General features: G+C 37.4%; 13 protein-coding genes. 10 read left to right on the top strand and 3 right to left on the bottom strand.

Features of this window, described 5'->3' with window-relative positions; all coding sequences use genetic code 11:
* Positions 1–41: 41 nt before the first annotated feature.
* Both pcrA and TZ94_RS05075 read left to right on the top strand, forming a co-directional pair.
* Positions 42–2,330, top strand: a complete 2,289-nt coding sequence (gene pcrA, locus TZ94_RS05080; RefSeq protein ID WP_045614889.1) for a DNA helicase PcrA — start codon at positions 42–44, stop codon at positions 2,328–2,330.
* A 169-nt stretch (positions 2,331–2,499) separates the two neighbouring features.
* Entirely contained in the window at positions 2,500–2,760 is a 261-nt protein-coding gene (locus TZ94_RS05075) for a SemiSWEET family transporter (protein ID WP_045614887.1), read from the top strand.
* A gap of 47 nt (positions 2,761–2,807) precedes the next feature.
* Here the strand turns inward: TZ94_RS05075 and TZ94_RS05070 are convergent, their stop codons facing one another.
* Positions 2,808–3,617: a Cof-type HAD-IIB family hydrolase gene (locus TZ94_RS05070; RefSeq protein WP_045614885.1), complete on the bottom strand. Its 810-nt coding sequence runs from the start codon at positions 3,615–3,617 to the stop codon at positions 2,808–2,810.
* Positions 3,618–3,799: 182 nt separating this feature from the next.
* Between TZ94_RS05070 and TZ94_RS05065 the strand changes: the two genes are divergently transcribed.
* The 8 genes from TZ94_RS05065 to TZ94_RS05030 all read left to right on the top strand — a co-directional run bounded on the left by TZ94_RS05065 (position 3,800) and on the right by TZ94_RS05030 (position 16,936).
* A complete protein-coding gene (locus tag TZ94_RS05065) occupies positions 3,800–4,471 on the top strand; it encodes a CPBP family intramembrane glutamic endopeptidase (protein WP_045614883.1) in 672 nt (223 codons plus the stop codon).
* A 129-nt stretch (positions 4,472–4,600) separates the two neighbouring features.
* The gene (gene rexB / locus TZ94_RS05060; RefSeq protein ID WP_045614881.1) at positions 4,601–7,852 is read left to right on the top strand and encodes an ATP-dependent nuclease subunit B; all 3,252 of its coding nucleotides are present in this window, start codon (positions 4,601–4,603) and stop codon (positions 7,850–7,852) included.
* Positions 7,849–11,499, top strand: a complete 3,651-nt coding sequence (gene addA, locus TZ94_RS05055) for a helicase-exonuclease AddAB subunit AddA (protein WP_045614880.1) — start codon at positions 7,849–7,851, stop codon at positions 11,497–11,499. Before rexB ends, addA begins: the two co-directional genes overlap by 4 nt.
* 88 nt (positions 11,500–11,587) lie before the next feature.
* A complete protein-coding gene (locus tag TZ94_RS05050) occupies positions 11,588–12,085 on the top strand; it encodes a YkgJ family cysteine cluster protein (RefSeq protein WP_045614878.1) in 498 nt (165 codons plus the stop codon).
* A gap of 210 nt (positions 12,086–12,295) precedes the next feature.
* Positions 12,296–13,339 (top strand): bifunctional glycosyltransferase family 2/GtrA family protein, encoded by a 1,044-nt coding sequence (locus tag TZ94_RS05045; protein ID WP_045614876.1) that lies wholly within the window; start codon positions 12,296–12,298, stop codon positions 13,337–13,339.
* Positions 13,336–14,247 carry a phosphodiester glycosidase family protein gene (locus tag TZ94_RS05040; protein WP_045614873.1) on the top strand — a complete coding sequence of 304 codons (912 nt, stop codon included), beginning with the start codon at positions 13,336–13,338 and terminating at the stop codon, positions 14,245–14,247. Before TZ94_RS05045 ends, TZ94_RS05040 begins: the two co-directional genes overlap by 4 nt.
* On the top strand, positions 14,222–14,647 hold the full coding sequence (locus TZ94_RS05035; protein WP_045614871.1) for a hypothetical protein: 426 nt from the start codon (positions 14,222–14,224) through the stop codon (positions 14,645–14,647). Before TZ94_RS05040 ends, TZ94_RS05035 begins: the two co-directional genes overlap by 26 nt.
* A gap of 219 nt (positions 14,648–14,866) precedes the next feature.
* Positions 14,867–16,936: a glucosaminidase domain-containing protein gene (locus tag TZ94_RS05030; protein ID WP_045614869.1), complete on the top strand. Its 2,070-nt coding sequence runs from the start codon at positions 14,867–14,869 to the stop codon at positions 16,934–16,936.
* Positions 16,937–17,035: 99 nt separating this feature from the next.
* Here TZ94_RS05030 and TZ94_RS05025 read toward each other — a convergent pair whose 3' ends face one another.
* The gene (locus TZ94_RS05025) at positions 17,036–18,748 is read right to left on the bottom strand and encodes an LPXTG cell wall anchor domain-containing protein (protein WP_045614867.1); all 1,713 of its coding nucleotides are present in this window, start codon (positions 18,746–18,748) and stop codon (positions 17,036–17,038) included.
* Positions 18,749–19,104: 356 nt separating this feature from the next.
* On the bottom strand, positions 19,105–19,857 hold a 753-nt coding region (locus TZ94_RS05020), incomplete at its 5' end, for an LPXTG cell wall anchor domain-containing protein (protein WP_045614864.1).

The following is a 19,857-nucleotide window of genomic DNA, read 5'->3' as shown; positions in this document are numbered from 1 at the left end:
TGATATAATAGAAACATTGATTTGAAGAATAGGAAAAGAAAATGAACGAATTATTAAAGGGAATGAATGACCGTCAAGCCGAGGCTGTCCAAACTACAGAAGGACCTTTGCTGATCATGGCAGGGGCCGGTTCTGGAAAAACACGAGTTTTAACCCATCGTATTGCCTACTTAATTGATGAAAAGATGGTCAATCCATGGAATATTTTAGCCATTACCTTTACCAATAAAGCAGCGCGTGAAATGAAGGAGCGTGCTTATGGTCTCAATCCAGCTACACAGGACTGTTTGATAGCGACCTTTCACTCTATGTGCGTTCGTATCTTACGTCGTGATGCAGATCATATTGGCTATAATCGTAATTTTACAATCATCGATCCAGGTGAACAGCGAACCCTGATGAAGCGCATCTTAAAACAATTAAACTTAGATCCTAAAAAATGGAATGAACGCACCATTTTAGGAACTATTTCTAATGCTAAGAATGACCTGATTGATGATGTGGCTTATGCTGCTCAAGCAGGAGATTTGTATACTGATATTGTGGCTAAATGTTATACTGCATACCAAAAGGAGCTTCGTCAGTCAGAATCTGTCGACTTTGATGATTTGATCATGTTGACGCTGCGACTTTTTGATCAGAATTCAGATGTCTTGACATACTACCAACAAAAGTTTCAGTATATCCATGTTGATGAGTATCAAGATACAAACCACGCTCAATATCAACTTGTTAAACTCTTAGCTTCGCGTTTCAAAAATATCTGTGTGGTTGGGGATGCAGACCAGTCTATCTACGGTTGGCGTGGTGCTGATATGCAGAATATCCTTGATTTTGAAAAAGATTATCCAGATGCAAAGGTCGTTTTGTTAGAGGAAAATTATCGTTCCACTAAAACCATCCTCCAAGCTGCCAACGATGTTATCAAAAACAATAAAAATCGTCGCCCTAAAAACCTTTGGACTCAAAATGCAGATGGGGAACAAATTATTTACTATCGTGCATATGATGAACAGGACGAGGCTGTCTTTGTAGCCAAAACCATCGATGAACTTGGCCGTAGCCACAACTTCCTACATAAAGACTTTGCAGTTCTTTATCGTACTAATGCCCAGTCACGTACCATAGAGGAAGCTCTGCTTAAGTCAAATATTCCGTACACAATGGTTGGTGGAACAAAATTCTACAGTCGTAAGGAAATTCGTGATATTATTGCTTACCTCAATCTTATTGCTAATTTGAGTGACAATATCAGTTTTGAACGCATTATCAACGAACCAAAACGGGGAATTGGACCAGGAACCGTTGAGAAAATTCGCGACTTTGCTAATATGCAAGAAATGTCTATGCTAGATGCTTCAGCCAACATTATGTTATCTGGCATCAAAGGAAAAGCAGCTCAGTCTATTTGGGACTTTGCAAATATGATACTCGATTTGAGGGAACAACTTGATCGACTTTCAATCACTGAGTTGGTAGAAGCAGTATTAGAAAAAACAGGTTACGTTGATTTACTTAAGGCCCAAGCAACCTTGGAAAGTAAGGCTCGGGTTGAAAATATTGAGGAGTTCCTCTCTGTTACGAAAAACTTCGATGATAATCCTGAAAGTGAAGAAGAGGAAACAGGACTAGATAAACTTAGTCGATTCCTGAACGACTTGGCTTTGATAGCAGATACGGACTCTGGTAGCCAAGAGACATCTGAAGTAACCTTGATGACTCTACACGCGGCCAAAGGGCTTGAGTTTCCTGTTGTCTTTATCATTGGTATGGAGGAAAATGTCTTTCCGCTCAGTCGCGCTACTGAAGATCCTGATGAGTTAGAAGAAGAACGTCGTTTGGCCTACGTAGGAATCACGCGAGCTGAGAAAATTCTTTATCTGACCAATGCAAACTCTAGATTGCTATTCGGACGTACTAGTTACAATCGTCCCACACGCTTTATCAATGAGATTAGTTCAGATTTGTTGACTTATCAAGGATTGGCACGTCCGGCTAATTCAAGTTTTAAAGCGTCTTATAGTGGCGGAGGAACAGCATTTGGTAAAGGAATGAGTTTGGCTCAGGCGTTTCAAGAACGAAAACGGAATGCAGCGCCTACATCGATCCAATCAAGTGGCTTACCACTTGGACAATTTGCATCTGACACTAAATCAGCTTCTAGTGAGACTAGCTGGTCTGTTGGGGATATTGCCCTTCATAAAAAATGGGGTGAAGGAACTGTGCTTGAAGTATCGGGCAGTGGATCCACTCAGGAATTGAAAATCAATTTCCCAGAGGTTGGTCTCAAAAAACTTTTAGCCAGTGTAGCACCAATTGAGAAAAAATAAGTTTTCTTAACGAATAAAACTCCCTCTGTAATATTCAGAGGGTTTTTTTGATGATTATCTTATCACAAGATTGTGATAATTTACGTTTTCATAACAATGGAAACTTTTGCTTACATGAATTTGAAAAAAAGTGTATAATACAGTGATTCGAAGTTGAAAGGAGAAGAAAATGAGTGAAAAACAAATGAAAACATTAGGTTGGATTGCAACCTTTATGTCTGTTATGATGTATATCTCATATATTCCACAAATTATGAACAACCTTGCGGGTCAAAAAGGAAACTTTATCCAACCAGCAGTAGCTGCAATTAACTGCAGTCTCTGGGTTTACTACGGACTCTTTAAAAAAGAACGTGATATCCCTTTGGCAGCAGCTAATGCACCAGGTATCGTTTTTGGGATTATTACAGCTTTGACAGCTTTGTTCTAAAAATAAAAAGCAATTAGCAGAATGTTCTGCTAGTTGCTTTTATTTATTTACAAAATATATTCTTCAATAGCGCGTGCAACGCCCTCTTCTTCATTGCTGGCAGTTACGGCATCGGCAAGAGATTTGACATGGTCGCTGGCATTTCCCATAGCAATCCCTAACCCTGCAAACTCCAGCATCTCAATGTCGTTATTAGCATCACCCATTGCCATGATTTCAGAAGGTTGGATATCCAAAATCTCAGCCAAGCGAGAAAGAGCAGAAGCCTTGGTTGTGCCAAGTGGCATCGCCTCATAGATAACAGGTTGAGAACGAACACCGCTAAATCTCTGACAAAGTTCTTCAGCAAACCGTTGTTCAAAGTCATCCGTTTGTTCTTTTGTGCCTAAGAACATGCCTTGGAACATACGATACTTACCACTAGTAGCTTCTTCCAGTGAGATTTCAGTCAGGTCAGCAAAGACAAGTGTCGCATCATATTGAACGATAGGATTCGGTTTACCTCCGAGAACGAAGTAGTGTTCCTCGTCAAAGAGAGTCAATTGAACCTCACTTTTTTCTGCAAGTTCATTCAGGTATTCAATGTCAGATTTGCTAAGTTCTCGCCAGTCAACAAGGCTCCAGTCACTAGTTTGGTGGGTAGAACAACCATTGTTGACAATAACGTATTCATTCTGCAAATCTAGGCCTAGTTTCTTGTAGTAGGGAAGAACTCCAAAGAGAGGACGACCAGTACATAGAACCAGTTTGACACCTTTTTCGATAGCCTTATGAATAGCATCAATATGAGCCTGAGGAATTTCCTTGGCTTCGTTGAGAAGAGTACCATCCATATCTAGGGCAAGTAATTTAATCATAGTATTTACCTTTTTACGTGTTCTGCCTATATTATAGCATATTTTAGACAAATAAGGCTAAAGTAAGGAGAAATGCTATTTCTTTTTAGGATTTTTACTAGATAGATAACAAAAATATGATATACTAAATTTGCGATGCATTTAATATTATAGTATAAAGTATAAAAAGTAGAGGTCTTATCATGAAAAGAAGAACAGTACAGATTTTACTAGCCTTATTGGTAATCATTTATAGGAAGACTTGGTTTTGGTGGATTTTTAATCACTTTACAGCTAGATTTGTAGCTGCTAGTCGAGAATTTTTTCAAATTCTTGCTTTTTTAGAGTTTATCGTTATTCTTCTAGCTATGCTATATTTACTAGTATTCGAAGGTAGGAAAATTCTTGAGTTGAAGTGGAAATGGAGATATCCAGTTTATTTGCTTCTTGCTTATGGAGTCAGTTATCTTTCAGATATTGTGTTTTCTTTTTTAACCCCAGCAACGTCCAATCAAATGGCTTTAAATGAATTAGTTGAGATGACAGGGAGACAAGAGTTACTATATTTATTGCTTATTACTTGTCTGCTAGGACCAATTACAGAAGAATTGGTATATCGAGGAGTTCTGATGAATACATTTTTGAAAGATTCACCTTGGTATGGAGATGTTTTACTATCAGCCTGTGTCTTTGGCTATGTGCATGTCAGTTCAGGTTTAACACCACTCGCCTTTTTCACCTATGCAAGTGGTGGAGCAATTTCTGCATTCCTCTACCGGAAAACTCACTCTCTCTATTACCCTATTGTGCTCCATATCATGATTAACATTGCAGCATTTTGGGATTTATGGGTACTCTTGTTTAATTCTAGGTAAATATTAAAAAGTCGGAGTTATTCCGACTTTTTTGATATGGGACAGGTTAAAATTAGGGCTTTATATCAATCTGTTTTGACTTAAAAAATGATATAATAAAAGGTAATGACAAAAACAAATGAGGCAGATATGAAACTACTGTATACCGATACTCGGACTTCTTTAACAGAAATCCTAACCAAGGAGGCTCAAGGACTAGTTGACCAAGGTAAACGAGTCTTTTATATCGCCCCTAACTCTCTTTCTTTTGAAAAGGAACGTGCCGTGCTGGAGTGCTTGAGTCAGCAGGCTTCTTTTGCGATCACAGTCACGCGCTTTGCTCAAATGGCTCGTTATCTGGTTTTAAACGATATACCAGCGAAGTCTAGTCTCGATGATATCGGTCTTGGTATGGCTTTCTATAAATGTTTGTCTGAGATAGACGCTAAGGATTTACGTGTTTACGGAGCTATTAAGCAAGATCCGCAATTTATCCAACAACTGATTGAGATTTATCACGAAATGACAACTGCGAAGATGAGCTTTTTGGATTTAGAAAGTCTATCTGACGCTGATAAACGTTCTGATTTACTCTTGATTTTTGAAAAGGTAACAGCTTATCTGAATCAAGGTCAAGTTTCGCAAGGGAGTCAATTATCCTATCTGATCAATGCTATAGAAGAAAACAAAGTAAGTAGTGATTTTAGCCAGATTGCCTTAGTTATTGATGGTTTTACTCGTTTCTCTTCAGAAGAAGAACACCTAGTGGATCTACTTTATCGTAAGGGTGTTGAGATTGTTATTGGTGTATATGCGTCTAAGAAATCTTATACTAGCCCATTTAGTGAAGGGAACCTCTACCAAGCCAGTGTTGAGTTTCTACGCCATTTAGCTTTTAAATATCAGACCAAGGCAGAAAATGCATGTCAAGAACACGGAAATCTTGATGCCTTTGCTAAAGCCTCAAAACTTCTCGAAAGTGCCTATGATTATTCCGAAATTAGTTTAGATGTGAATGACGAAGATAGAAAGGACTTTCAAATCTGGTCTTGTCTAACACAAAAAGAAGAGTTGGAGTTAGTTGCTCGTAGTATTCGCCAGAAATTGCATCAAGATTCAGAACTTAGTTATAAGAATTTTCGAATCCTGCTAGGAGATGTAGAGTCTTATAAACTGTCTTTGCAGACAATATTTAATCAATACCAGATTCCATTTTATCTGGGCAAGAGTGAGTCCATGGCTCATCATCCTTTGACTCAATTTGTAGAATCCATTGGACGTTTGAAACGATACAATTTCCGTCAAGAAGATTTGATTAATCTCTTACGAACTAACTTGTATACGGACCTTAGTCAAGAGGAAATTGATAGCCTTGAACAATATCTCCGCTATCTGGGGATTGATGGTCTTTCTAATTTTAAACAAGAGTTTACAAAGTCACATCACGGAAAGTTTGATCTAGAAAAATTAAATGAACTTCGACTTCGTATCATTACACCTTTAGAAAATTTACTAGGAAGTCGCAAGCAAAAGGCTGAAAATATTCTTGCAAAATGGAACAACTTTTTGAAGGAAGCTCATTTGACCAAGCAGTTACAAGTCTTAACAGAAACATTGGAGGTATCTGAACAAGAAAGACAAGAAGAAGTCTGGAAGGCTTTTTGCCATGTTATGGAGCAATTTGCAACCGTATTTGAAGGTTCACTGGTTAATTTAGATGATTTCTTATCTTTACTTCATTCTGGGATGTCCTTGACGAACTATCGCACAATACCAGCAACGGTAGATACGGTTCTGGTGCAAAGTTATGATTTGATTTCACCTTTGACTTCTGATTACATCTATGCACTTGGCTTAACCCAGGATCATCTACCTAAAATCACCCAAAATACTAGTCTTTTGAGCGATGAAGAAAGGGAAGTACTGAACCAAGCAACCCAAGAAGGTTCTCAATTACTGATTGCAAGTCAAGAAAACCTTAAGAAAAACCGCTATACCATGCTTTCTTTGGTCAATTCTGCCCGTAAACAGTTAGTCTTGTCAGCACCAAGTTTGTTCAATGAAGACGAGAGTGAAGAGTCCATTTATTTGAAGGAATTGCAAAACTTAGGTTTTACCAAGATCGAAAAAAGAATCGACAGAAAAAATCTATCGAAAGATGATATTGGTTCTTATCACAGTCTTTTGTCTAGTCTTGTTGCCTATCATCAGCAAGGTGAGAGTGAGACAAGTGACCAAGACTTAACTTTTATAAAAGTTCTGGCTCGTGTCATGGGGAAAAAGTTGGAAGACCAAGGTTTAGAAAATCCAGTCCTGCCTACAAGTCCTCGCAGTAAGACTTTAGCGGCAGATACTTTAGATGCCTTGTATCCTCAAAATCAAGATTTTTATCTATCAACATCTGGTCTAACAGAATTCTATCGAAATGAATACAGCTATTACCTTCGGTATGTATTGGGCCTACAGGAAGAATTGCGTTTGAAACCTGACGCTAGAAGTCACGGGAATTTCTTGCATCGTATTTTTGAACGTGCGATGAAACTTCCTGCTGGTACATCTTTTGATCGCCGTTTAGAACAGGCCATCTCTGAAACTAGTCAAGAAAGAGAGTTTCAAGCTATTTATCAAGAAAGTTTAGAATCTCAATTTGCTAAGGAAGTTCTCTTAGATGTGGCACGTGCTACTGGACATATTCTTCGTCACAATGCTGATGTCGAAACAATTCAAGAGGAGGCTGTTTTTGGTGGCAAGGAACAAGCTTTTGTACAGTTAGATAATGGTCGTAATGTCTATATTCGTGGGAAGGTTGACCGAATTGACCGTTTGAAAACTTCTGATGCTATCGGTGTTGTAGATTATAAGTCTTCTTTGACTCAGTTCAAGTTTCCTCTCTTTTATAACGGTCTTAATTCGCAATTGCCGACTTATCTTGCCGCCCTCAAGCAAGAAGGGAATAGAGACTTCTTTGGTGCCATGTATTTAGAGATGGCTGAACCGATTCAGTCATTACAAACTGCTAAAACTCTTTCAAAGGCAGTAACAGAAACCAATAAGAGCATGAAATACCAAGGTTTCTTTCTCGAAAAAGAGATGCAACACCTCGGAGAGTTTTACAATAAAAACAAGACGTATCAGTTATCTGATGAAGAATTCCAATTATTACTAGACTATAATGCCCTTATCTACAAAAAGGCAGCAGAGAAGATTTTATCTGGTCAATTTGCTATCAATCCATATACAGAAAACGGTAGAAGCATTGCGCCCTATGTCCAGCAATATCAATCTATTACAGGTTTTGAAGCTAATTATCATCTAGGTCAGGCTAGATTGTTAGATAAGGTAGCTAAGAGCAATGACAAGGAAGCATGGTTTAATAAAATCAGAGAGGAGTTGGAGCGATGAAATTTTTATCTCAAGAAGAGATTAAAGAGTTACAAATAGCAGAAGCTCAGTCTAACAAGAAACCTAAGAAAACGGCTGAACAAATTCAAGCGATCTATAGTTCTGGTCAAAATATTCTAGTCTCAGCTTCTGCTGGTTCAGGGAAAACCTTTGTCATGGCTGAACGGATTCTTGACCAACTAGCGCGTGGTGTAGAAATTCGCCAACTCTTTATCTCAACCTTTACCGTTAAGGCAGCAACCGAGTTAAAAGAACGCTTGGAGAAGAAAATCAGCCAACAGATCCAAGAAACGCAAGATGTGGAACTAAAAAAACATCTTGGTAGACAATTAGCCGATTTACCCAATTCTGCTATTGGAACCATGGACTCTTTTACCCAGAAGTTCCTGGCTAAGCACGGCTACCTCCTTGATCTTGCCCCAAACTTTCGTATCCTTCAGAACGAAAGTGAACAACTTCTCTTAAAAAATGAGGTTTTTCGACAAGTTTTTGAACAGCACTACCAAGGCAAGGATAAAGACAATTTTAGTCGATTGGTCAAAAACTTTGCAGGTAGAAGCAAAGACGCGCGTGGACTACGTAAACAGGTCTATATGATTTATGACTTTTTGCAATCCACTAGCAATCCTCAGGCTTGGCTAGAGGAATCTTTCCTAAAAGGTTTTGAAAAGACTGATTTTACAGTTGCTAAAGAAAACATTGTAGACGATATAAAGGAGAAACTCTGGGATTTAGAAAGCTTTTTCCGTTACCATTTGGATAATGATGCCAAGGAATTTGGTAAAGCAGCTTATTTAGAGTCTGTCCAACAAGTTCTTGATGAAATCGGAGCTTTAACCAACGAATCTACTTTTGAACAATACCAAGAAGTTTTAGAGCGAGTTGTAAATATTTCTAAAGCTAAGAATGGTAAAACTCTCACAAATGCCAGTCGCAAGGCCGAACTGCAAGACTTGAAAGAAGCTTACAACCAAGAGAGAAAAGCAAAATTTGAAAAGCTGATTGCACTCAATGATCAAATCACTTTACTAAAATTCCAAGAAGATTATCATCAAGATTCTTGGGACTTGGCAAAGACATTTCAAGTCTTCATGAGAGATTTTGTTGATGCTTATCGACAACGAAAACGCGAAGAAAATGCCTTCGAATTTGCTGATATTAGCCACTATACCATTGAGATTTTGGAAAACTTCCCTCAGGTTCGACAAGAGTATCAGGAACGCTTCCATGAAGTCATGGTCGATGAATATCAGGATACCAATCACATCCAGGAAAGAATGCTAGAACTCCTCTCAAACGGTCATAATCGTTTTATGGTGGGTGACATTAAGCAGTCTATTTATCGTTTTAGACAGGCAGATCCCCAAATTTTCAACGAAAAATTTCATAGATTTGCTCAAGATGACAAAGAAGGTCAGTTAATTCTGCTTAAGGAAAACTTCCGGAGCGGTTCAGAGGTTCTTGATGCTACGAACGATGTCTTTAAACACCTCATGGACGAGGAAGTTGGAGAGATATCTTATGACGGTATGCACCAGCTTGTTTTTGGAAATACTGATATTCAATCAAATCCAGAAAACAAGGCAGAAGTTCTCTTGTATGATAAGGCTGATGATGGCGATTCTGATGATGAGGAGGAACTTGCAACTAACAAACTGACTGGTGAAATGCGGATGGTGCTTAAGGAGATAATTCACCTTCATAATGATAAGGGTGTACCTTTCAAGGACATGGCTCTCTTAACTGCCAGCAGAAGTCGTAATGATCAAGTTCTACTAGCATTGTCAGAGTATGGTATCCCTGTCAAGACAGACGGTGCTCAAGCAAACTATTTGCAATCCCTAGAAGTGCAGGTTATGTTGGATACTCTTCGTGTCATCCATAATCCTCTGCAAGACTTTGCTTTGGTTGCTCTAATGAAATCTCCGATGTTTAGCTTCGATGAGGATGAATTGGCTCGTCTCGCTCTCCAAAAATCTGAGGATAAAGTTCAAGAGAACTTTTATGAGAAACTAGTCAATGCTCAAGCGAAAACTAGTATTCATAAGGATTTAATTAAGTCTGAACTTCATAAAAAATTAGAATTTTTCATGGAAACAGTCCATTCATGGCGCTTTTATTCTAAAACACATTCTCTTTATGACCTCATTTGGAAAATCTATAGCGACCGCTTTTACTATGACTATGTCGGTGCCTTGCCAAATGGACAGGCCAGACAGGCAAATCTCTATGCCCTTGCTTTAAGAGCAGATCAGTTTGAAAAGAGTAATTTCAAGGGATTATCTCGCTTTATTCGAATGATTGACCAAGTCTTGGAAGCCCAGCATGATCTTGCCAATGTCGCTGTAGCACCACCCAAGGATGCTGTAGAACTTATGAGTATTCATAAAAGTAAGGGTCTTGAGTTTCCTTATGTCTTTATCCTTAATATTGATCAGCAATTTAACAAGCAAGATTCCATGGCTGAGGTTATCCTGAGTCGAAGAAATGGCCTTGGTCTCAAGTATGTTGCTAGAGTTGCTACAAATGCCAAAGAGGAATATGTTCCATCTACCATTAAATTATCTATTCCAAGCTTGACATATACTCAAAATGAGGAAGAACTCCAATTAGCAAGTTATTCTGAACTCATGCGTTTGCTCTATGTAGCCATGACACGTGCTGAGAAGAAACTCTATCTAGTCGGAAAAGGATCACGTGAAAAATTAGAGTCTAAAGAATATCCGACAAATGGAAAAGGTCTTTTGACGAAAGAAACTAGACTAGATGCTCAAAATTTCCAGGATTGGATTTGGGCAATCTATCAAGCATTTTCTAAAGAGGATTTACACTTTAGTGTGCGCTTTGAAGGTGAAGAAGACCTAACCAAAGAAGCTATGGGAGAATTGGAACATAAAAGTCAACTTCAAGACCTATCCCAAGCAGACAACCGCCAGTCAGAAACCATCAAAGATGCGTTGGAAATGCTAAAAGAAGTGGAAGTGTATAACGAAATCCACCGTGCAGCAATCAATCTTCCAAGTGTTCAGACACCGAGTCAGATTAAAAAGTTCTATGAACCGGTCATGGATATGGAAGGAGTCGTAGTAGCTGGTCAAAGTAAACCAAAAGATCCTACTGTTCAGTTTGAGCTTCCAGATTTTTCAAAAACTGAAAAAGTTACAGGGACTGAGATTGGAAGTGCAACTCACGAACTCATGCAACGAATTAATCTCGATAAGAAACCTACTTTAGAGACTTTGACAGAGGCTTTAGAGCAAGTGCAAGCAAGCTCTGCTGTTAAAGATAAAGTTAATCTTAAAAAAATCTTGTCTTTCTTTGATACAGCTCTTGGTCAAGAGATTCTTGCAAATCAGGACAAGCTTTATCGTGAACAACCCTTCTCTATGTTAAAAAGAGACGAGAAGAGTCAGGAAGACTTTGTTGTCCGTGGTATTTTAGATGGTTATTTGCTTTATGACGATAAGATTGTTCTATTTGACTATAAGACCGACAGATACGAGTTTTCAAGTCAACTTATTGAACGTTACCGTGGTCAGTTAGAACTATATGCCGAGGCTCTATCTCGTTCTTATCAGATAGACAGAATTGAGAAACATCTAATTTTACTTGGCAAAGATATGGTTGAAGTAGTCGAGGTTAACTAACCTATTAAAACTATTGCCTTTTTGGCAGTAGTTTTTATTTGTTTTCAGTTATGGTATACTAGTTTCAGAAAAGGATGTAAAAGAATTTATGCCAAAAGAAATCGATATTGAATACTATCATCAATTAGCACTACAAAAACAAAAGGAACACAGAAAATTTCTAGGAAACCTAAAGAAAAAAGCTCCTAAAAATTTGGATAAGATTGCACTTGAGATTCACCAAGAGGTTTTTGAAGAGATTGATTGTACAGCCTGTGCTAACTGTTGTAAAACTCTTGGCCCTGACTTTAAGGAAGCAGATATCACACGCATTGCCAAGTATTTTAAGATGAAACTTCCTGCCTTCGAAGCGGAATTCTTACAAGTTGATGAAGATGGAGATAAGGTTTTTAAATCTATGCCTTGTCCATTCTTAGGTGGCGATAACCTCTGCTCTATTTACGAGGTCCGCCCAAAAGCTTGTCGAGAATTTCCTCATACTGATCGAAAAAAGATTTATCAAATCAATAATCTGACTATCAAAAACACTTTAACCTGCCCTGCGGCCTATCTCTTCGTTGAGAAATTAAGAGAAAAATTAGAGTAAATTTTCTATTTTATAATAAATTTTATCCTCAAGTAGACTTGCTATTTGAGGACTTTTTGTATATTTATTAACCTTGATTATTTTTACTTGCTAGAGAAAACCTGTCCTTATCTTAAAATTTCTTTAACTTTTTCTTAAAGAAAACTTATATAAGTTATCTTTAAGCGATATTCTGTATAGTTATACTATTACTAAGAAAGGAGTGCCGGTATGAACTATATAGTAATTCCAGCTTATCAACCTGATAATAAACTTATCAAACTCATCGAAAAAATCCATGAAAAGAGTGATTTTCATATTCTAGTTATCGACGACGGCAGTTCATCAAAGTGTCAAAAAATCTTTGATAAAGCTGAGCAATATGCTACGGTACTCCGTCACCAAGTGAATCAAGGGAAAGGGCAAGCACTAAAAACTGCCTTCCAATTTATCAAAGAACAAAATAGTTATGGAACAGTAGTCACAGCAGACGCAGATGGTCAACACAAAATCTGGGATATTTTCCGTACAGCCAATAAAGCTTCTGAAAAACCAAATAAACTAATCCTAGGTGTGCGTGCCTTCACAGGTAAAGTTCCCCTCCGTAGTCGTTTTGGTAATAGCTTGACAAAAGCATTCTTTAAATTACAAACAGGAGTAGGAGTAACAGATACACAAACAGGACTTCGTGCTTTTACAACAAATCTTATTTCTTTTATGTTGAAAATAGAAGGTCAACGTTATGAATACGAAATGAACATGCTTCTGGAAGCGAGCAAAGAATATGAAATCTTAGAAGTGCCAATCGAAACTGTCTATATCAATGATAATGAAGGATCTCACTTCCGTCCGATTAGAGATGGGTTAATGATTTATAAAAATATTTTTAAATTTGCCTTGTCATCATTCAGTAGTTTTCTTGTAGACTACCTTGTCTACGCCATTGCAATCTTGTTTTTACCAACAGTCCCAGCTGGTTTACGGATTTTTCTTGCCAACAGTATCGCTCGTGTGACTAGCTCCATTTTTAACTATTCTACTAATAAAAAACTTGTTTTTAAAAATGAGGATGGTCTTGTGAAAACAGGAATGGGCTACTTCGGTCTGGCAGTAGGACTTTTTGTTCTTGACACGCTACTTATTCGTCTATTCTATGCAGTATTTGGAATTAATCTCTTACTTGTTAAGATAATTGTTGGAATTCTTCTCTTTGCTGTTTCTTGGACCATTCAGAAGAAATTCATTTTTAAGGAAAGGACATCAACTGTACTATGAAATTTTTAAAGAAACGATATGCTTATGCTTCAGTTGTAGGATTACTTTTGACAGGATCCTTTAGCTACTCTATGTTGAAGACTTTTGTTCTTGCTGAAACTATTTCGACAGTAGCAACAATTAACACTAGTACAAATACTGCCACGGCAAGTCAAGCAGCAAAAACAGCAACAATAACTGATTCAAGTTATAAGGATGATAACATCTCCATCAATTTGTCTGAAATGACGGTTAATAATACGCAGGTCTACGTTGCGGATATTACAGTAAGCTCATCAGATTATTTAAAAACAGCCTTTGCACAAAATGCCTTCGGTACCAACGTAACTGCAAAAACTTCTGAAACAGCTGCTGATAATAATGCTATTTTAGCAGTCAATGGAGACTACTACGGTGCCAACTCTACTGGATATGTTATTCGTAATGGAGTCGTCTATCGTGATACTGTACGAGAAGATTCTAGTAATGGTGATTTAGCTATTTACAAGGATGGTTCTTTCAAGATTATTTACGAAGATCAAATTTCAGCTGTCCAACTAGTTAAAGATGGTGTTGTCAATCTCTTGGCTTTTGGCCCAGCTTTAGTTGAAAATGGTGAGATTGCAGTAGGAACAAATGAAGAAGTTGGACAAGCTATGGCATCAAATCCTCGTACTGCGATTGGGATTATTGATGAAAACCACTATATTATCGTAGTTTCAGATGGACGTACTTCTGAAAGCAAGGGGCTATCACTGTACCAAATGGCTGAAGTCATGAAATCATACGGCGTAAAAACGGCCTACAATCTTGATGGTGGTGGATCATCTACGCTTTACTTCAACGGTCAGGTTATTAACAAGCCAACGACTGGAGGAAACAAAATTTCAGAAAGGGCGGTGAGTGATATTGTCTACATCGGTTATTAATCCTAACAAAAAACTCTTTAAAAAAACTGTCATCTCTTATACACTAATTACGCTTTTCTTCTTTACTTTTTCTAGAATTTATGAAGCATTTAGTTTTGGAGAGACATCAGTTCATATGCATTACTTGTTCGCTGTACCTCTGGTTGGTGGGATAATACTAGTAATCTTGTTCAAATCTCTTCCGTATTTTTCAAGAATTAGCCTTAATTTATGGAATTCGGCAGTAGCTATTGTTACAACAGGGACACTATTCCGAGGTATTGTCAATCTATCTGGTCGTTCAACCACGCTTGATGCACCATATTGGTATGTAGGTATTAGTTTTGCAATCTTAGCTATTCTATCTATATTTATAAATCCGCTTCTAACTAATAAACGTACCAAATTAATAGAAGATTAATTATTAGAATAAAAAAAGTAGTCGTTCAGTTACTGTTCGACTGCTTTTTATTGACTTTTGTTTCTAAAATGTTTTAACAATATTACAACTTTCTTTCTTCTTAATTATTCTACTTTTATCTTTAATAGAATATTGTATAATATAATGGATAATTGCTGTTTTTTAAACATTATGTATCAAGAACAAATACATCATTTATATAATGATAAGGAGAATACAATGAAAAGGATTTTACTGGCAAGTACAGTTGCTCTCTCGATTGCAGGCTTTGCAAAATCTACTGTTTATGCCGAGGATTCACAAACTAGAAATAAAGCTCAAACTTCAGAACAGGTTGTGTCTAATGATATTGGCAAAGAAGATCAAAAACAATCAATAACCCAAGATAAGGATAGAAACCAAAATTCAAAAGAAGATCTAAACAAAGAATCTTCGCAAATTACGCCGAAGAAAGAAACACCTGAAAATAAGGAAAAAACTACAACTGAAACAAAAGTTGAGGAAGTTAATAAAGATGGCTGGCAAAAAGAAAATAACCAATGGCGTTATTATGAGGATAATCAGCCAGTTTCAAATTGGAAAAAAATAGCTGGTGTTTGGTACTATTTTAATCAAGATGGCATCATGCTTAGTAATACTATCTTTAATGACTACCTATTGAATAATAGCGGTGCTTTGGCAGAATCTTCTTGGGTAAAAATTGACAACCAATGGTATTATGCCACTGAGGACGGGAAAGTTACTCGTAATAATTGGAAAAAGATAGCTGGTATTTGGTATCGATTCGATGAAAATGGTATCATGATTAGCAATGCTGTTTACGATAATTATCTATTCAAAGCAAGTGGTGTCTTAGCTGAAAATAGCTGGGTAAAAATTGGTGATAAATGGTACTACGGTAATCAAGAAGGAAAAATCAATCGTGACAAGTGGGCAAAGATTGATGGCCTATGGTATCGATTTGATGAATCTGGTGTCATGCTAAGTGCTACTATTTATAAAGACTATCTTCTCAAGACTAGTGGAGCTATGGCGGAAAATGCCTGGGCAAAACTCGAAGATAAGTGGTATTATGCTACTGATTCAGGAAAAGCTATCCGCGATAAATGGGAAAAAATCAATGGTTCATGGTACTCTTTTCATAAAGATGGTGACATGTTAAGTAGCCAATGGAAAGAGAAATATTATCTAAAAGATAGTGGGGCCATGGCTCAAAGTGAATGGTTCTTTGATAAGAAGTACGATAGTTGGTTCTACTTAAAATCTGATGGTGCTTATGCTGAAAACCAATGGCAAGGCTCTTACTATCTCAAATCTTATGGTTATATGGCCAAGAATGAGTGGATTTTTGATAAAAGTTATAACGCCTGGTATTATCTCAAAGAAGATGGGGCATATGTAACTGGTAATTTCACCATTAACGGTAAAGACTATTCTTTCCAAAGCAATGGAAAATGGATTTCCGATACAGCAGCATACTATAAAGTAAAACCAATTACAGCAAATGTATATAGTGCTTCTGGTGAAAAACTCAGCTATATTTCGCAAGGAAGTATTGTATCGATTGATGGATCCGAGACCAAAGACGGTCGACTTCCAGTCAAAATTTCAGGTCTTTCAGGATATATGAACAAGAGTGATCTAGTAGCGGTTAGCTCAGATAGTGACTTCATTCCTCACTATGCATCTGATGGTAATTATCTTTATCATGAATTATCACCATACGCAAGTATCCGTGTAGCCCCTCATAGTTCATCAATGGCTATTGGTAAAAAATATTATTCAGCTGATGGTATTAACTTTGAAAACTTTACAGTTGAAAATCCTTTCTTATTCAGGGATTTAAGAAAACCAACTAATTACACAGCTGAAGAATTAGATAAAGTATATTCTCTTATGAATATCAAGGGAAGTCGTTTGGCAGGTAAGGGAGCCATTTTTAAAGAAGCTGAAGAACGCTATCAAATCAACGCTCTCTATCTTATAGCTCACAGCGCTCTAGAAAGCGCATGGGGACGTAGTCAGATTGCTAAGGATAAAAATAACTTCTTTGGTATCGCTGCTTATGATACAACACCATATGATTCAGCTAAAAGCTTTGACGATGTTGATAAGGGTATCTTAGGTGCAGCTAAGTGGATTCGCGAAAATTATATTGATAATGGAAGAACTTACTTAGGAAATAAATCATCTGGGATGAATGTTCTTTATGCTTCTGATCCATATTGGGGAGAAAAAATTGCCAGCATTATGATGACAATCAATAGTAAACTTGGTGAAAAAGATTAAATATTTTAAAATCGATAACTATAAAAAGGTTATCGATTTTTTATTAATCAGAAATATAAAAAAGAATTTACTCATTAAAAGTAAATCCTTTTCAAGTTTCTAATTTATCTTAGTCTTTTTTGACTTATGCAAGAATGCTACTAGGACTATTGATGAAATTAGAGTTACAGCCCCAATGATTGTAATCAATGTTCCTTTACTTTCACCTGTATTTGGAAGCCCTGGCTTGTCTTCCGTAGTTGTTGTTTCGAAAGTTGATGAAGGAGTTGTAGTTGCTTCAGTAGTAGTTACTGAAGTTGTAGTTGCTTCAGTAGTAGTTACCGAAGTTGTAGGAGCTTCTGTTGTTGTAGGAGCTTCTGTCGTTGTAGGAGCTTCTGTTGTTGTAGGAGCTTCTGTCGTTGTAGGAGCTCCTGTCGTTGTAGGAGCTTCTGTTGTTGTAGGAGCTTCTGTTGTTGTAGGAGCTTCTGTTGTTGTAGGAGCTTCTGTTGTTGTAGGAGCTTCTGTTGTTGTAGGAGCTTCTGTCGTTGTAGGAGCTTCTGTCGTTGTAGGAGCTTCTGTCGTTGTAGGAGCTTCTGTCGTTGTAGGAGCTTCTGTCGTTGTAGGAGCTTCTGTCGTTGTAGGAGCTTCTGTCGTTGTAGGAGCTTCTGTTGTTGTAGGAGCTTCTGTCGTTGTAGGAGCTTCTGTCGTTGTAGGAGCTTCTGTTGTTGTAGGAGCTTCTGTCGTTGTAGGAGCTTCTGTCGTTGTAGGAGCTTCTGTCGTTGTAGGAGCTTCTGTTGTTGTAGTTGTAGTTGTTTCAGTAGTAGTTGTTATAGTTGAAGTCTGATCGCCATCCACACCACCGTTTGCGTTAATATTTGCTACCGAAGCGTTCACTACCTTGGCAATAACTGCTTGTTCACCTTTGACTTGATACCATACTTTAGTATTGTTCAAGAATTTCTTTTGATTTTCATTCTCTACTTTAGTTTGGTAGAAAATAAGAACGCCGGTCTTGTTGATAAGGTCTTTAGGAATCGTAACTACAAATTTTCCTGAAGCATCCACTGTAAATGTTGATCCAGGGAACGCTGCTTTGAAATCTTCAATCGCTGTAGCGCCAGAATAGTAGCCAGGTTTGTTTCCTGTTGTTGTAATTTTAAAGCTGTCTGGCACTAATTTGTGTCCGCCTTGAACTTCGTCTTCGACACGAACGTCGCCGTCCACTTCTAAGTTCATTGCATTGATGGTTAATGCCCAAAGAATGTGTTCAGGATCGTCAGCGTGCATATCACCTGCTTTGAGATAGAATGGAGCGCTATTAACACCAGTAGCCATTTTTTTAACGTTTAAATCTACGGTCTTAACTCCACTGATAATAGTAAATTTACCAACATGTTCTTTATCAGTTGCTGTATTGTTATGACCTTCAATCTCAAATTCACCCCAACCACGGATGTTTTGAAGGTTTTTGATAGCTTCATTGAAAGTAACAGTTGCAGAGCCATCAGTAATGACCATGTCTCCAACGTAAGTTCCGTCAATACTTAGAGGAATAGTCTTTTTAAAACCAACCCCAAAGACTGTACCAGAACTAGTCCAATTAACTTTTAATGTATCACCTGGTTGGATTTTTTGTACGTGTTCGTCAAATGTAAATTTAACAGATGTTTGTCCTCCATCTGTAATTTCATTTGATGAAACAGTCAGCGAACTAATGTTGTTACTGACATCTCCAGCTTTTACCACATCAGATTGCGAAAATACTATGAATAATAATGGTAAAAATACAAGAAAGAAGACTTTTGCAAGTCTACTTAGATTATTTTTTTTCATCATCTTCTCCTATTTGTCTCCAAATTTTCACACATTTTTGTACGTTAATACCGAAACTTACAAATATATGTATAACTTTATAGGTTACTTTTTCAAGACAACACTATTAAAAACACACCTCCTACTAGTCAATTATCAAAAAAATATCCTATAAAGTGAATTTTATCACAAATAAATAAAATTTCAAGCAAAAAACTGTTTTAAGTATAAAATAATATTAAATTCATTGAAAAAATAAAAACATTTATTTTGAACAATGTTTATAAGCAATGATTCATTAATTTGGAAAAGAAAAAGGACTATTTTTGTTAAATAGTCCTTTTAGATAGTCAATCAACTTTTATTTTATCTTACTTTTACTTTTTTTCTTTATTTCGAAAAAATGCAATGGCAACGATTGATGAAATTAGAGTTACAGCTCCAATGATTGTAATCAATGTTCCTTTACTTTCACCTGTATTTGGAAGCCCTGGCTTGTCTTCCTTAGTTGTTGTTTCGGAAGTTGATGAAGGAGTTGTAGTTGCTTCAGTAGTAGTTACCGAAGTTGTAGGAGCTTCTGTTGTTGTAGGAGCTTCTGTCGTTGTAGGAGCTTCTGTCGTTGTAGGAGCTTCTGTTGTTGTAGGAGCTTCTGTCGTTGTAGGAGCTTCTGTTGTTGTAGGAGCTTCTGTCGTTGTAGGAGCTTCTGTTGTTGTAGGAGCTTCTGTTGTTGTAGGAGCTTCTGTTGTTGTAGGAGCTTCTGTTGTTGTAGGAGCTTCTGTCGTTGTAGGAGCTTCTGTCGTTGTAGGAGCTTCTGTTGTTGTAGGAGCTTCTGTTGTTGTAGGAGCTTCTGTTGTTGTAGGAGCTTCTGTTGTTGTAGGAGCTTCTGTTGTTGTAGGAGCTTCTGTTGTTGTAGGAGCTTCTGTTGTTGTAGGAGCTTCTGTTGTTGTAGGAGCTTCTGTCGTTGTAGGAGCTTCTGTTGTTGTAGGAGCTTCTGTCGTTGTAGGAGCTTCTGTTGTTGTAGGAGCTTCTGTCGTTGTAGGAGCTTCTGTTGTTGTAGGAGCTTCTGTTGTTGTAGGAGCTTCTGTCGTTGTAGGAGCTTCTGTCGTTGTAGGAGCTTCTGTTGTTGTAGG

The sequence above is a fragment of the Streptococcus infantis genome (assembly GCF_000960085.1).
GTDB classification, from domain to species: Bacteria; Bacillota; Bacilli; order Lactobacillales; family Streptococcaceae; genus Streptococcus; species Streptococcus infantis_C.
Note: the sequence above shows the minus strand (reverse complement) of the source record. Positions and strands in the feature narration are given on the sequence as shown.